Below are 14,250 nucleotides of genomic sequence, written 5' to 3' on the forward strand. Positions count from 1 at the left end.
TGCTCAGCCGCAGCCTTCGGTGATGCCCTTGGGAGCGGTCGGGTCCGGCTTCGCCGTGGTGCTCGCCTTGGGGAGGGGCGTGCGGGAGGTCGTGGCCTGGGGGGTGGCCGTGGGGGCCGCTGTGGGGGCCGCTGTGGGGGCCGCGGTGGCGGTGAGGGGACGCCTGGTGACGGCCGAGGAGTGCAGGGCCTTCGCGGTGACCGTGCGGATCTTGCTCCAGTCGGGGTAGCCGGTGTTGATCAGCGGCGGGACGAACTGGACGCTGGTCACCTTCGCGTTCTTGACCTTCAGCGCCAGCGGGACCAGGTGCTCCAGCATCGGGCGCGGGATATCGGTCCGCAGTAGTTCCTTGGTGGCCAGTGCGACCTGGTTGAACCGCGACAGCACGGTCGCCGGGTCCGCCTGGGAGAGCAGGGCGCCCAGCACGCACCGCTGGCGTCCCATCCGGGTGTAGTCGTCGCTGTTGGTGCGCGAGCGGGCGAACCACATCGCGTCGGCGCCGCGCAGCTTGCGGGTACCCGCCTTGACCAGGCCCTCGTCGTACTTGCCGAAGACCACGTCCTGGGGCACGGTCACCGTCACCCCGCCGATCGCGTCGATCAGCCGGGCGAAGCCCCACATGTTGGCCAGGGCATACCAGTCGATCTTCAGGCCCAGCGTGTAGCCGACCGTGTCGATGAGCGTCTTCGCTCCCTGCCTCTCGCGGCCCCCGAAGATCTCCGGGTGCGCGTCGGCGTACTCCCAGACGGCGAAGAGCAGGTCCTCGCGCGAGCCGTCCGGGTTGGCCGGGAGCCTGAATCCGTCGGGGAAGCGCCTCGCCATGGGGGAGCCGGGGACGAAGCGGACGTTCTCCAGGTTGCGCGGCAGGCTCAGCAGCACGGTGTTGCCGGTTTTGACGTCCACGCTGGCCACGTTGATGCTGTCGGTCCGCACGCCCACCCGGTGGGTGTCGGCGTCCCCGCCGAGCAGCAGGATGTTCACCCGGTCGCGGCTCGTCCACGGGTCGTCCTCGCCACCCCCGCCGCTGGTGGGGCGTGAAGTGGGCGGGGCACTGAAGACGTCGTCCAGTGCCGACTGCGAGACCGCCGCGTACTGCCCGAGGAGGCCGAACGGCAGCAGTACGGCCACCGCGAGCGTTCCCGCCAGGACCCCGGCGACCGCCTGCCCGGCGCCGGGCAGCGTGCCGGGGTTCATCACCACGAACGAGTGCACGACCAGGACGAACCAGGCGACGCCGAGCGCCAGGGAGGTCACCGTGACGCCGGTCAGCCAGGAGGAGGAGACCAACTGCCCGGCGAGGTCACCGAGGTCGGAGGTGAGCGCGACCCAGAGCAGGGCCAGCAGCAGCGCCGCGTACGCGCACAGCAGCGCCAGCCCGGTCCTTCGCCATCCGGCGCGCAGATGCGCGGCACCCGGGGCGATGGCGGCCAGCGCCGTCCAGCCGATGACCGCACCGACGCCGGGCGGCTTTGATCTGTCCCGCAATTGCTCCCCGTTTCCTCGCGCTCGACTCGGACTTGACCGCCGCAGGGAGATGGTAGGGGGGCGAAACCAGGTCGCGGGCGACAAGTCGGTGAACAACTCGGGAAGCCGACAAGGCTTTATCCTGTGATTTCGACCGTCCCTGACCTTCCGGGTCTCGCCGGCGGGTCAGGATGCGAGAGGTGGCGTGGGTGGAACGGGAACCCGCCGAGATGTCGCGCCGGCGATCAGGACATCACCAGGGGAAGGCGAACAGGCCGTAGTAGGCCGCGGCCACCAGGAGCAGGGCGGTGCCGCCGAGCACCCCGGCGATCGCGAAACTCTGCGGACGGGAGGGCTCCCAGCCCTCCCGCAACCCCGCGACGACGGCCGCCACGCCCGTGACCTCCTGCAGCAGCATCAGCAGCGCCAGGACCCTGATGACCAGCCACCCGGTGAGCACCGCGGGCCACGCCCCGGCCTGGTTGACCGAGAACAGCACGAGCAGCGTGATGAACGCCACCACCGAGACGAGCAGCCCGGCCCCGGTCCACGCCATCCGGCGGAACCGTCGCCGGACCGGTGGCCAGATCCGGGCGTTGGCCTCCGCGGCGGGTGACCGGCCGCGGAGCCGCACCACCATCTCGGCCACCGGGCCGACCACGTAGCCGACCGCGGCCAGGCAGAGCGTCAGCCCGATGACGGTCCCCCCGGCGTACCAGGGAGCCGCGGGAACGTCGCTGGCCGCCAGGCGCTGGATCGGCGTGGCGCCGGCGATGCGCACCACGGGTCTGGCCGTGCCGGGCAGGCCCAGGACCCAGTTGGCCAGCGTCTGCAGGTAGCCGGGCGCGAACGGGCCGCCGTGCACGCGCATGCCGTGGTCGGCGCGGTCGAGGTAGCGGATGGTGTAGTCGCTGTTGCCGCCCTCGGTGAGCGCGCCGGTCAACGCCATGCTGCTCTCCACGAACGGGATCGAGGGATCGCGCGTGCCGTACAGGGCCAGGACCGGTTGCCGCATCCCGCGCAGCGCGGGCAGGCCGTCGTAGCGCAGGAAGTTCATGTCGACGGCGCCCATGGCGCGGGTGAGCAGCTCGCGTACCCCGCTGGGCGCGTACAGCCGTTCGAGCTGCTCGCCCAGTGCCCAGGTCACCTGCCGCATGGGGGAGACGTTGGGTGCCGACACCAGCACGGTGAACCCGACGGCGCTGCTCCTGGTGGCGGCGATGGGCACCACCCAGCTGCCCTCGCTCACCCCCCAGAGCCCCGCTCTGGCCGGGTCGACGTCGTCGCGGACGAGCAGCTCCTCCAGAACGAGCAGGGCGTCGCGGGCGAGCAGGCCGAAGTCGCGGTTGCGGAAGTCGTAGCCCACGGTCCGCTTGTCGTAGACGAGGGTGACGATCCCGGCCCTGGCCAGCCACTCGGCCTGGGTCGTGAACTCTCCTCTGACCCCGGGCCCGGCCCCCTGCACGAAGACCAGCGCCGGGTGGCGTCCGGGGGCGACCGGCGCGCGGATCGTCGCCTCGAGCGGTGTACCGTCCTCGGCCGTGACGGTGACGTCCTGCGTGGTGATCTGCCTGGTCGCGGCGACCGGCCTGACCTCGTCCGGCGGCTGGGGAGGAAGGGTCTGGAAGACCGGATCGGCGCGGAGCGGGGTCGGGTCGAACGGCGGCGGCAGGGTGTAGCCCACCGTCGCGAGAACCACGAGGATCAGGCCGGAGGCGACGCTCAGAACGCCACGGCCGGCCTGGTTACCGATCCGATCCCCGATCGTCACTCGCCTCCGTGATCGTCGTTTCCCGGTATCGTTCCCTCCGATCTTCAAGCGTACTCATGGACGAAAACCCTGAGCGGGACGGGCGATCCGAGTGATGTGAGTGGCCACATTTGTCGCTGAGTCCTGTTAGCTTCGTGCGACATGCGGGTGCTGCACACATCGGACTGGCACCTGGGCCGCTCGTTTCACCGGGAGAGTCTCCTGGCCGCCCAGGGTGCTTTCGTCGACCATCTGATCGAGACCGTCAGATCGGAGCGGATCGACGTGGTCGCGGTCTCCGGTGACGTCTACGACCGGGCGCTGCCCTCGGTCGACGCGGTCGAGTTGTGCAACCAGGCGCTGCGACGACTGGTCGACACCGGGGCGCGCACCGTGCTGATCAGCGGTAACCACGACTCGGCGCGCCGTCTCGGCTTCGGCGCGCACCTCATCGACGCGGCAGGCGTCCACCTGCGCACCGACCCCGAGCGGGTCGGCGAGCCGGTCGTCGTCGACGACGTCGCCTTCTACGGCATCCCCTATCTGGAGCCCGAGCTGGTGCGCGCCCCCTGGGAGCTGCCCGAGCGCACCCACACCGCCGCGATCGGGCACGCCATGTCCCTGATCCGCGCCGACCTCACCCGGCGCGGACCTCGGTCGGTGGTCCTCGCCCACGCGTTCGTGACCGGGGGACGGGGCAGTGACAGCGAGCGCGACATCAGCGTGGGAGGCGTCGCGCACGTCCCGGTGTCCGCCTTCGACGGTGTCGACTACGTGGCGCTCGGCCATCTGCACGGTCGCCAGCGGATGAGCGAGACCGTCCGCTACTCCGGCTCCCCGATCGCCTACTCCTTCTCCGAGGCCGGCCAGGTGAAGGGGTCCTGGCTGGTCGACATCGGCCCCGGCGGGTACGAGCGCGCGGAGTTCGCCGAGGCTCCGGTGCCCAGGCCGGTCAGCCGGCTCACCGGTCGCATCGACGACCTGCTGGCCGCACCCGAGCACGCCCGCTACGAGGACCACTGGCTCCAGGTGACGCTCGTCGACCGGATCCGGCCCAAGGGCGCGATGGAGCGGCTCAGGTCCCGCTTCCCGCACACGCTCGCGCTGTCCTTCGAACCCGAGGGCGGGGTCGGTGAGACCGTCACCCGGCCCAGGGTGGCCGGGCGCCCCGAGATCGAGGTCGCCCTCGACTTCGTCCGCGAGGTGCGCGGCGAGGCCGCCGACCCCGCCGAGACCGAACTGCTGCAGAGGGCCGTCGAGGCCTCCCGCGCGAAGGAGGCGATGGCGTAGATGCGCCCGCACCGTCTGTGGATCACCGCCTTCGGCTCCTTTCCCGGTGAGGAGCAGGTCGACTTCGACGCCCTCGCCGAGGCGGGGCTCTTCCTGATCCACGGCCCCACGGGGGCGGGCAAGACCACGGTGCTCGACGCGCTCTGCTACGCCCTGTACGGCAGGGTGCCGGGCAGGCGCGACAGCGCCAAGAGCCTGCGCTGCGACCACGCGCCCCCGGGACGTGGGCCCAGCGTGGCCCTGGAGGTCACGATCAGGGGGCGCCGGCTGAAGATCACCCGGTCGCCCGGCTGGCAGCGCCCCAAGCTCAGGGGCACCGGCACGACCAGGGAGAACGAGAAGGCACTGCTCCAGGAGTTCGCCCCCTCGGGGGAGTGGGTGGGACTGACCAACCGGGTCGACGAGGCGGGGGAGTTCATCGGCACCCTGCTCGGCATGAACGCCGAGCAGTTCCTCCAGGTCGCGATGTTGCCCCAGGGGGATTTCGCGAAGTTCCTCCGTGCGGACGGGGAGGACCGGCGCAAGGTCCTGGAGCGCCTCTTCTCGGTTAAGGTCTACGCCACCGCCGAGTCCTGGCTCGCCGACCGGCGCACCGAGGCGTTCCGCGAGCAGCAGGCCCTCCGCAAGGAGGTCGACTTCGCGGTGAAACGCCTTGAGGAAGCCGCGGGGTCCGCGCTCTCGGCCGCGTTGACCGAAGCCTCGGCGGAGGCCTCGGCGGAGGCCTCGGCGGAGGCCTCGGCGGAGGTCTCGGTGGAGGATGACCCGCTGGGATGGGCCCACGCGGTCGAGGAACTCGCGGCACGGGAGGTCACGCGGCTGAGCGGTGTGGGCCTTGGCGGCGAGGCCGCTGTATGGCAGGCGCGCGAGAGCCTGGAACGTGGCACCGCGCTGGCCGACCGGCGCCGCCGCCACGCCGAGGCGCTGACCAGGAGCCGGGCGCTGGAGGAGACCGCCGAGGAACGGGCGGACCTGGAGACCCTCCTGGAGGAGGCGGCGACCGCCGACCGGGTGCTGCCGCTGATCCAGGGCGCCGAGCAGCGCGCCGAGGCCGCGACCAAGGCTCGAAGCCTGGCCGCCGACGCCGTCGCCCGCGCACTCCCTCTCCTCGATGCCACCTCCGACGTCGTCCGCGACCGTACGGGTACCGACGCGCTCTGCGACGACGCCCGGGACCGGGCGGACGCCGACGCGGACCGCCGTCACGCCCTGCTCGGCCACCTGGTCGAGCTGGAACGCGATCGCCGGAGCGAGATCACCCGCCTGGGCGAGCTGCGCGCAGAGGAGTCACGCCTGACGGAGATCGTCCAGGAGCGGGAGAGGACCGCTCGCGAGATCGTCGAGCTGGCCGCCGCGCAGGCCGTGGCCGACTCCCGCCTGAAGGTCATCCCCGAGCTCCGGCGGGAGGTGGACGAGCGTCTCACCGCCGCCCGTCTGGACGCCGCCCGCATCCCCGCCGCCGAGTCGGCGGTCGAGGGCGCGGCCACCCGCCTCCGGGCGGCCGAGCAGCGCGACCGCCTCGCCGCCGGCCTGGCCGCGGCCCGCGCCGACCTCGCCGCCGGGCTTGCCGCTCTCCCGCCAGGGGTCCGCGACGCCTTCGCCACTCCCGAAGCCCACGACCCGCTCGGAGCAGGGCTTCCCGCCGGGAGCGGTGACACGCTTCCGGACGAGGCCCATGACGTGCTCGGGACCCGTCGCGAGGGCGCCGGCCCGTCCGTCGAACCCGGTGAGATCCGCGAGGTCCTCGCCGCCCGGGAGAGGGGGTGCGGGCGACAGCTGGCCGGACTGGAGGGGTTGCGGGTCGAGGAGGCCCGGCTGGCCGAACTCGACGGGCTGATCGCCGCACTTGACGGTGAGCTCGCGGAGGCGGCCCGGCAGGAGGCCGAGGTCCGCGAGCGCCGGGAGGGGCTGCCCGCCGAGGCGGCGGAGGCGACCGTACGGCTGAACGAGGCCAGGGCCGCCGGGGCGGGAATTCCGGCCGCGCGGGCGCGTGCCGAGGCCGCCACCGCGGTGCTCACCGCGGTACGGCGCCGCGAGGCGCTCAGCGCCGAGCTGGAGGTCGCGCGCGCCGCTCAGGTCGAGACCACCGACCTCGCGCAGACGCTCCGCGACCGCTACCAGGACATCCAGCGGTCCAGGATCGAGGGCATGGCCGCCGAGCTCGCCGCCAAGCTCACCCCTGGCGACCCCTGCGCGGTGTGCGGTTCGCCCGACCACCCCGCTCCCGCCGCCCCGGCCGACGAGGCGCACACCGCCGAGGACGAGCACGCGGCCCAGGGCGCCTACGAGGCGGCCCAGGAACGGCGCCGGGGCGCGGAGACCACGGTCACGGTGCTGCTCTCCCGCCTCGACGAGGTCCTCGCCGTCGCGGGGGAGGAGACCGGGGAACGGGCGGGGGAGACCCTCGCCGAGGCCGAACGGGAACTGGAGGCGCTGACCTCTACGGCAGGCGCCGAGGACGTCCTCGCCGCCGAGGTGGAGCGGATCGCCGCCGAGCTGGACGGCGCGAGAACCCGGATCGAGGAGATCACCCGGCGGCTCGCCGAAGGCCATGCCCGCCTGGCGGGATGGCAGGCCGAGCGTGAGCGCCTGACCGCCCGCCTGGACGGGGCCCGGGGCGACGACCTCACGGTCCAGGCCCGCCGCGACCGCCTGGCGGCGGAGGCCGAGCGTCTCTCCGCGGCCCTGGCCGCCGCCGTCCACGCCGTCGAGGTCACCGCGGCCCACCGGGAGGCGAGCGCCCGGACCGACCTGGCCGTACCCGACGCCGCGGGCGAGCTCGCCGAGGCGGAGGGGGTGCTGGCCGCGCTCCGGGAGTCGGCCGAGGCCGAGCCGGCGCTGGCGGCGGAGGCGGCCGGGATCGCCGCCGAGTCCGAGCGGCTCCGGGAACGCTCGCGCGAACTCGCCGTCGACCTGGCGGCCCGCCGTACGGACGTCGAAAGGCTCGGCGCCGACGCCGAGCGGCTGGCCGGGCGCATCGACGAGGCACGCGGCCAGGACCCGACGCTGACCGTCAGGCTGGACCGGCTGGCCGACGAGGCGGAACTGCTCAGGGAGGCCGTCGAGGCGGTCAGGGACGAGCGGGTCAGCGCCGCCGAGCTGGTGACCGCCCGCGACCGGGCGCTGAGCGCCGTCGTCGAGGCGGGCTTTCTCGGGCTGGACGACGCCCGCGCGGCCGTACGCTCTCCCGCCGACCGGGAGGAGAAGGCCGCCCGTCTCCACGAGCTCGCCACGGAGAGCGCCGCGGTCGCCGCGATGCTCGCCGACCCCGAGTTGGTCGCCGCCGCCGCCGAGCCGGAACCCGACCTCTTGAGCCTGCGCGAGGCGCGGGACGCGGCCGACGCCGCCCATGCCCGTCTGCTCTCCGAGCGGAGCCAGGCCGAGAGCCGGCTGGCCCGGCTGGCCGCGCTCCGCACCGAGCTGGCCGCCTGCCTGGAACGCTGGCGGCCCGCCGACGAGCAGCACCGCCTGGCCGACCGGCTCGCCGCCCTGACCGGCGGGAACTCCGCCGACAACCGGTGGCGGATGCGGCTCTCCTCGTACGTGCTCGGCGAGCGCCTCAGCCAGGTGGTCGCCTCGGCCAACGAGCGGCTCGACCACATGTCGGGCGGGCGCTACCTGCTGGAGCACAACCGCGACCGCTCCGCCGGCGACCGGAGCAGGTCCGGCGGCGGGCTCGGCCTGCACATCCTGGACAGCTGGACCGGCGTCGGCCGCGACCCGGCGACCCTGTCGGGCGGCGAGAGCTTCATCACCTCCCTGGCCCTGGCCCTCGGCCTGGCCGACGTGGTCACCGCCGAGGCCGGGGGAGTCGACATCGGCACGCTCTTCGTCGACGAGGGCTTCGGCACCCTGGACGAGGACACCCTCGACGGGGTGCTCGACATCCTCGACGGCCTGCGCGACAACGGCCGCGCGGTCGGCATCGTCAGCCACGTCGCCGAGCTGCGCACCCGGGTCCCCGCCCAACTGCACATCCGCAAGGAGCGCCGCGGCTCGACGGTCCGCCAATGATCGGATACTCGTAGTCGCGTGACAGGCGCCGACGTCACATGATCGGCTTGAGTCACACCACTCAGCGGGACGTGACCTGCTGGCCGTTTCGTTGTTGCTCAAGCCCCGTGACGTGGTCGCCCGCCGAACACCGCGAGCGGTGCTGAAGGGCTTGGTCTGCCGAGGACCTCATCGCGGCATGAATCGGCGCGTGCCGAACGCCGCGTGCCGAACGCCGTGCGTCAGGACGGCGCGGTTCGCGGGGCGCGTGACTCGAAGGCGAGGGTGTCCGAGGGGCCGTACCGGTGTGTCCTTTCCGTTCGGGGTGCCGCACCGGCGGTGGATCAGGTCTTTTTGGGGATGGGTTAGAAGCATGTTACGGCTGCCCGGAATTTCAAATCAACCATTGACTCCCTCTTTGTCACTCCTTACTGTTCGTTCCACGCCGTTCGGTTCATCTGAACGCCGTACCGCTGAACGGAACGATGGGGATCCGACGGGTGCCCACGGTCACATTCACGCCACCGAGAGAAAGAAGGGCGACGATGCCGGATCCGGGACCGCTGTTCTCGCCCGTCAGGCTGGGGCCGGTGTCGCTGCGCAACCGGGTTTTCGTGCCCGGCCACACCACCAATTTCGGCCTGGACAACCGCCCGACCGCCCGGCACACCGCCTACCACCTGGAACGTGCCAGAGGCGGGGTGGGGCTGATCATCACCGAGGCGGTGCGGGTCCATCCCACCAGCGCCGGCAGGCACATCAGCCTGGGCAGCTTCGACGACTCCTCCATCCCGGCCTACGCCGAGGTCGCGGAGGCCGTGCGGGCCGAGGGGACACGGATCTTCGCCCAGATCATGCACGCGGGGCGGCAGGCCTCCGGGGACGCGACCCGCACCGCGGCCTGGTCGGCGGCCGACGTGCCGTGGGCCGCCGGGGCGCACGTCCCGCACGCGATGGGACACGGTGACATCGCCACGGTCGTCGACGCGTTCGGCGCGGCCGCCCGCCGCATGGCCCAGGCCGGGTACGACGGCGTGGAGGTCCATCTCGGCCACGGCCACCTGCTCCAGCAGTTCCTCTCGCCGGTCACCAACACCAGGACCGACGGCTACGGTGGCGACCTCGACGGGCGTCTCAGGCTCACCCGCGAGGTGCTCGCCTCGGTGACCCGGCAGGCGCCGGACCTGCCGGTGGGCCTGCGGATCAGCGCCGACGAGTTCCTGCCCGGCGGTCTGACGCCGCAGGACATGCTGGAGGTCGTCGGGCTGCTGCGCGGTGAGTTCCCGCTCGTCTACGTGCACGTCAGCCACTCGGCCTACCACGGCAGCTACTCGCTGGCGACGCAGATGGCCGACATGAGCTTCGGCCACGCGCCGTTCCGGCACCACGCCGCGCTGTTCAAGCGGAGCTTCCCCGACCTGGCCGTGCTGGCGGTGTGCCGGCTCGACAGCCTTTCCGAGGCCGTCGAGCTGGTCACCTCCGGTGAGGCCGACCTCGTGGGGCTGGCGCGGCCGCACATCGCCGACCCCCACCTGGTCCGCAAGGCGATGGAGGGCCGTTCGCACGAGTCCCGCTCGTGCCTGGCCTGCAACCAGGGCTGCATCGGGCGGCTGGAGAGCAGCCTGCCGATCTCCTGTGTGGTCAACCCCGAGGTCGGCGCCGAACGGGAGTGGCGGCGGACGAGGGCGGAGTCGCCGCTCGCCGGTGCCCGTCCCCGCCGGGTCCTCGTCGTCGGCGGCGGTCCCGCGGGCATGGAGGCGGCGCTGTCGGCCCGGCGCGCCGGCCACGACGTGACGCTCGCCGAGGCCGGCCCCGAGCTGGGCGGCCAGGTGGCGATCGCCGCCCGGGTACCCGGCAGGGAGCGCCTCGCGCTGCTCACCTCGGAACTCAGCCGGGACGTCGCCGCCGAGCGGATCACGATCCTGCTGGGGCACCGCGTCGAGGCGGCGGACCTCCTCGCGGGAGGTCGCCACGAGGGCGTCGACGACGTCATCGTGGCGACGGGCTCGCGGCCTAGGCGGCGGGAGTTGCCGGGCGGGCCTTCGGTATTCGACCTGTGGCAGGCGGTCGCCTCCCTGGAGGACCCGGCCTCGCCGCTGCGCGGCACCGTCGTCGTCCGCGACGACGAGGGGGCCTGGCCCGCCGCGTCGATCGCCGAGCACCTGGCCGGGCTGGGGGCGAAGGTGCACCTGCTCTCCCCGACCGCCTCGCTTTCGGCCCGCATCACCACGTACTCCAGGCTCGCGCTCACCCACCGCTTCGGTGAACTGGGGGTCAAGGTCCACCCGCTGCGCGTCCCGCAGGGCGTCGAGGGCGGCCTGCTCACCCTCCGCGACACCCTGTGCGGTGATGTGGAGACCATGCCGGGCGTGACCGCGATCGTCGACGCGGGCACCCCCACCGCCGTGGACGAGCTCTACCGCGAGCTCGACGCCCTGCCCGAGGCCCCCCGCGTGCACGTCGTCGGCGACGCCAACGCGCCGCGGACCGCGCTGGAGGCGGTCTATGAGGGACGGCTCGCCGGAACCTTCCTGACCGATGCCGTCAGCGGCGCGACCGCGCTGGCCCGTGCGCGCTGAACCACGCCCCGAACCACGCCCCGACCACACCGCCACCGTTCCCCGTCGACCCCGACGCGGCGCCGTAGAGGGGCACCGCTCGACCTCTAGAAGGAGAACCATGATCGATATTGAGGATCGCCTGACCTTCGACGAACGCTCCACCGTGGACTACATCCTGGCGATGCGCAAGAGGTGGGCCGACACGCTCTACCCCGCCCTCGCCGAGGAGTACCGCGCCGACGGCGCTCCCGCGCAGACCGTGGAGGAGGCCGGCGAGCGTTTCCGTAACCTGAGCCTCTACTCGTGGTTCAGCCACCTTGAGCGGGTGCAGCAGAAGATGCTGTGGAAGACGGCCGGTGACGCCGTCATCAGCCGCCGCGCCGACCTGGTCGACCAACTGGGCGAGGTGGCGGCGCCGAAGGGCAAGCTCGTGCTGAATTCCGAGGTGGAGCTGCCGGACTGGTACACCGACTTCGACATCCACATCCAGCCCGGCGGGTTCTTCTCCGATGACCTGTCGGCTTACGTCTACGAGTTCGGCGCGCGGATCGTCATGCTGCGCGACAACGACGGCTACAAGTTCCACCAGCTGTTCACCCAGACCGCGCTGCCCGACCTGCCGGACGCGGCCCGCGTGATCGACATCGGCTGCGGCTTCGGCAAGAGCACCCGCCCGCTCGCGAAGCGCTACCCGCAGGCCGAGGTCATCGGCATCGACTTCGCCGCCCCCGGCCTGCGCCTGGCGCACGCCGAGGCCGAGGCCGAGGACGTCGCGATCACCTACCTCCAGGGCGACGGCAGGACGACCGGCCTGCCGGACGGCTCCTGCGACGTGGTCACCGGCACGATGGTGCTGCACGAGATGCCGGCCCAGGCGGTACGGGAGACCATCCAGGAGGCCGCTCGCCTGCTGCGGCCCGGTGGGGCGCTCCGCTTCCTGGAGTTCCAGCCGACCGGTGACCCGTTCAGGGACGCGACGATCTTCGAGCACGCCGAGCGCAACAACGAGCCCTTCTTCCATGACCTGTTCGCCTCCGACCTCCTGGAGTTCTGCCGCGAGGCCGGTCTGACCGACGCGTCCTGGTCCCCGTTCGACGAGCGCAACGAGGGCGTGCGCCCCGAGGGCTGGGGCGACCGGCGCGAATGGCACTTCCCGTGGGCGGCTCTCGCCGCGAACAAGCCGGAGAACTGATGAGCGACGAATTCGACTACTTCCGCGACCGTCACCTTGGCAAGCTGCTCGACCTGGTCCTGCAGCTCAGCACCGACCTGCACGTCGCCAACCAGCGGTTGCACGGTCTGGAGGCGCTGCTGGTCCGCCACGACGTCCTCTCCGAGGGAGAGCTCGACTCCCTGGTGCCCGACGAGGCGGAGCGCCGGACCCTGGAGCACCAGCGCGACGCGATGATGAACCGCCTGATGAGGATCATCGCGGAGAGCGGCCCCGCCGAGCACCCGCTGCGCGACCAGTGGGAAGCCGCCCTGGCGGCCAAGGCCGGCTGATGGCCACCGGCACGGCGGCCAAGCTCGTCGACCACTACCTGCAACTGTGCGAGGACCGCGACCTCGACGAGGCCGCCAGGCTCCTCGCGCCGGGGGTGCGGCTCGTCTTCCCGGGGGACCTGGTCTTCACCTCACTGTCGGAGATGGTCGCCGGCGCCGGTGGCCGCTACCTGTGGGTGCGCAAGAACCGCGAACGGTACTTCGAGGGTGACGGTGACGACGCCGTCGTCGTCACCTCCCTGGGCACCCTGTACGGCGAGGACCTGGCCGGCGCCCCCTTCTCGGGCATCCGCTACGTGGACGTGTTCGTCATCCGCGACGGTCTCATCGCCGAGCAGCACGTCTACAACGACCTCAGCGAGGCCGGGTTCCCCCTCCCAGGCCTGACACCCCCCACCCCATCGGTTTGACAGAGGTGCCGTACGTGAAGAAATCCCTGCGACTGGGCGTTGGCGCCCTCACCGTCGCGACACTGACCATGCTGGCCGGCTGCGGTGGAGGCGACACCGCCGCCCCCGAGGGCGCCGACGGTGCCCAGACCGCCCGAGGAAAGATCACCTTCGCCATCGCCTCGGCGGTCATCGGCCCCAAGGAGGAGGTCGCCGCCTACGCGGTGGCCAAGGACCAGGGCTTCTTCGACGAGCAGAACCTGGACGTCGAGACCATCAACGCCGACGGGTCCGTGGCCGCCATCCAGGCGGTCGCGTCCGGCAGCGCCGACATCACCGCGGCCGACGCGGGCTCGATCCTCGCCGCGGTGGAGAAGGGCGTGCCGGTCAAGGCGATCGGCGGCCTGGTGCAGAACTGGCCGTGGGTCATGGCGGTCAAGCCGGGCAGCGGCATCAAGAGCGGCGCCGACCTCAAGGGCAAGAAGATCGGCGTCATCAGCCTGGCGTCGGGCTCCAGCCCGTACGCGCGGGGTTACGTCCGCGAGGCCGGGTTGGACCCGGAGAAGGACGTCGAGCTGCTGCCCGTCGGTGTGGGCGCGCAGGCCGCCAGCGCGATCAGCAGCGGCCAGGTGGACGCGCTCGCGCTCTACACCCAGGCGTACGCCACGATCGAGAACTCCGGCGTCACCTACGAGTACCTCCCCAACCCGGACATGTTCCAGGGGATCCGCTCCATCACCTTCGCCGTGCGCAAGGACGCCTTCGACGAGAAGAAGGACGTGCTGACCCGCTTCCTGCGCGCCGGCTACCAGGGCATGCTCTTCTCCGCGGTCAACAACGAGGCCGCCGCCCGCATCGGCTACACGGTCTTCCCGCAGATCCTGGCGGGCAAGTCCGCCGAGGACCGGATCGCCGACGACACCAAGGTCATGGCGGCGTGGCTGAAGACCGCGACCCCCACCACCGGCGAGCCGGAGACCTTCGCGGACTGGGGCGCGATCAGCGACCAGGAGTGGACGAAGACCGCCGCCTACACCAAGGGCGCCGGGCAGATCACCAAGGACCCGGTGATCGCCGACGTCTGGGACGCGAGCCTGCTGCCGGCGGCCAACGAGTTCGACTCCGCCGCGGTGGTCTCCAAGGCCAAGGCGTACAGCCCGAAGTGACCCGGGGGGTACGCCCGAGGTGACCCGGGGCCGCACACCCCGCGGCCGAGCGCACCGGGCAGTCACCGGCCGCCAGGGCGGTCAAGGCCGCCCAGACCGGCGGGGACGCCTGCGACGACGAGGGCTACTGCGCCGTC

The 14,250-nt window shown here is 72.4% G+C and carries 9 protein-coding genes; 7 read left to right on the forward strand and 2 right to left on the reverse strand.

Annotated features, from left to right (window positions below; all coding sequences use genetic code 11):
- Positions 1 to 3: 3 nt before the first annotated feature.
- Together ACWD3H_RS36765 and ACWD3H_RS36770 are read right to left on the reverse strand one after the other, a co-directional pair.
- On the reverse strand, positions 4 to 1,485 hold the full coding sequence (locus ACWD3H_RS36765; protein WP_451958283.1) for an LCP family protein: 1,482 nt from the start codon (positions 1,483 to 1,485) through the stop codon (positions 4 to 6).
- A 232-nt stretch (positions 1,486 to 1,717) separates the two neighbouring features.
- On the reverse strand, positions 1,718 to 3,235 hold the full coding sequence (locus ACWD3H_RS36770; protein ID WP_355562049.1) for an alpha/beta hydrolase family protein: 1,518 nt from the start codon (positions 3,233 to 3,235) through the stop codon (positions 1,718 to 1,720).
- A 141-nt stretch (positions 3,236 to 3,376) separates the two neighbouring features.
- Between ACWD3H_RS36770 and ACWD3H_RS36775 the strand changes: the two genes are divergently transcribed.
- From ACWD3H_RS36775 to ACWD3H_RS36805, 7 genes are all read left to right on the forward strand, one after another.
- Positions 3,377 to 4,504: an exonuclease SbcCD subunit D gene (locus ACWD3H_RS36775; RefSeq protein ID WP_355562047.1), complete on the forward strand. Its 1,128-nt coding sequence runs from the start codon at positions 3,377 to 3,379 to the stop codon at positions 4,502 to 4,504.
- Entirely contained in the window at positions 4,505 to 8,515 is a 4,011-nt protein-coding gene (locus tag ACWD3H_RS36780; RefSeq protein WP_451958284.1) for an AAA family ATPase, read from the forward strand.
- Positions 8,516 to 9,039: 524 nt separating this feature from the next.
- Positions 9,040 to 11,073 carry an oxidoreductase gene (locus ACWD3H_RS36785; protein WP_451958285.1) on the forward strand — a complete coding sequence of 678 codons (2,034 nt, stop codon included), beginning with the start codon at positions 9,040 to 9,042 and terminating at the stop codon, positions 11,071 to 11,073.
- A 100-nt stretch (positions 11,074 to 11,173) separates the two neighbouring features.
- Positions 11,174 to 12,247 (forward strand): class I SAM-dependent methyltransferase, encoded by a 1,074-nt coding sequence (locus ACWD3H_RS36790; RefSeq protein ID WP_355562038.1) that lies wholly within the window; start codon positions 11,174 to 11,176, stop codon positions 12,245 to 12,247.
- Positions 12,247 to 12,558, forward strand: a complete 312-nt coding sequence (locus ACWD3H_RS36795; protein ID WP_355562035.1) for a hypothetical protein — start codon at positions 12,247 to 12,249, stop codon at positions 12,556 to 12,558. The genes ACWD3H_RS36790 and ACWD3H_RS36795 overlap by 1 nt, the downstream gene beginning before the upstream one ends.
- Complete coding sequence (locus tag ACWD3H_RS36800) at positions 12,558 to 12,968, forward strand: nuclear transport factor 2 family protein (RefSeq protein ID WP_355562032.1); 411 nt, start codon at positions 12,558 to 12,560, stop codon at positions 12,966 to 12,968. Before ACWD3H_RS36795 ends, ACWD3H_RS36800 begins: the two co-directional genes overlap by 1 nt.
- A gap of 14 nt (positions 12,969 to 12,982) precedes the next feature.
- The gene (locus ACWD3H_RS36805; protein ID WP_355562029.1) at positions 12,983 to 14,113 is read left to right on the forward strand and encodes an ABC transporter substrate-binding protein; all 1,131 of its coding nucleotides are present in this window, start codon (positions 12,983 to 12,985) and stop codon (positions 14,111 to 14,113) included.
- Positions 14,114 to 14,250: the final 137 nt, after the last annotated feature.

This window comes from Streptosporangium sp. NPDC002607, assembly GCF_053592655.1.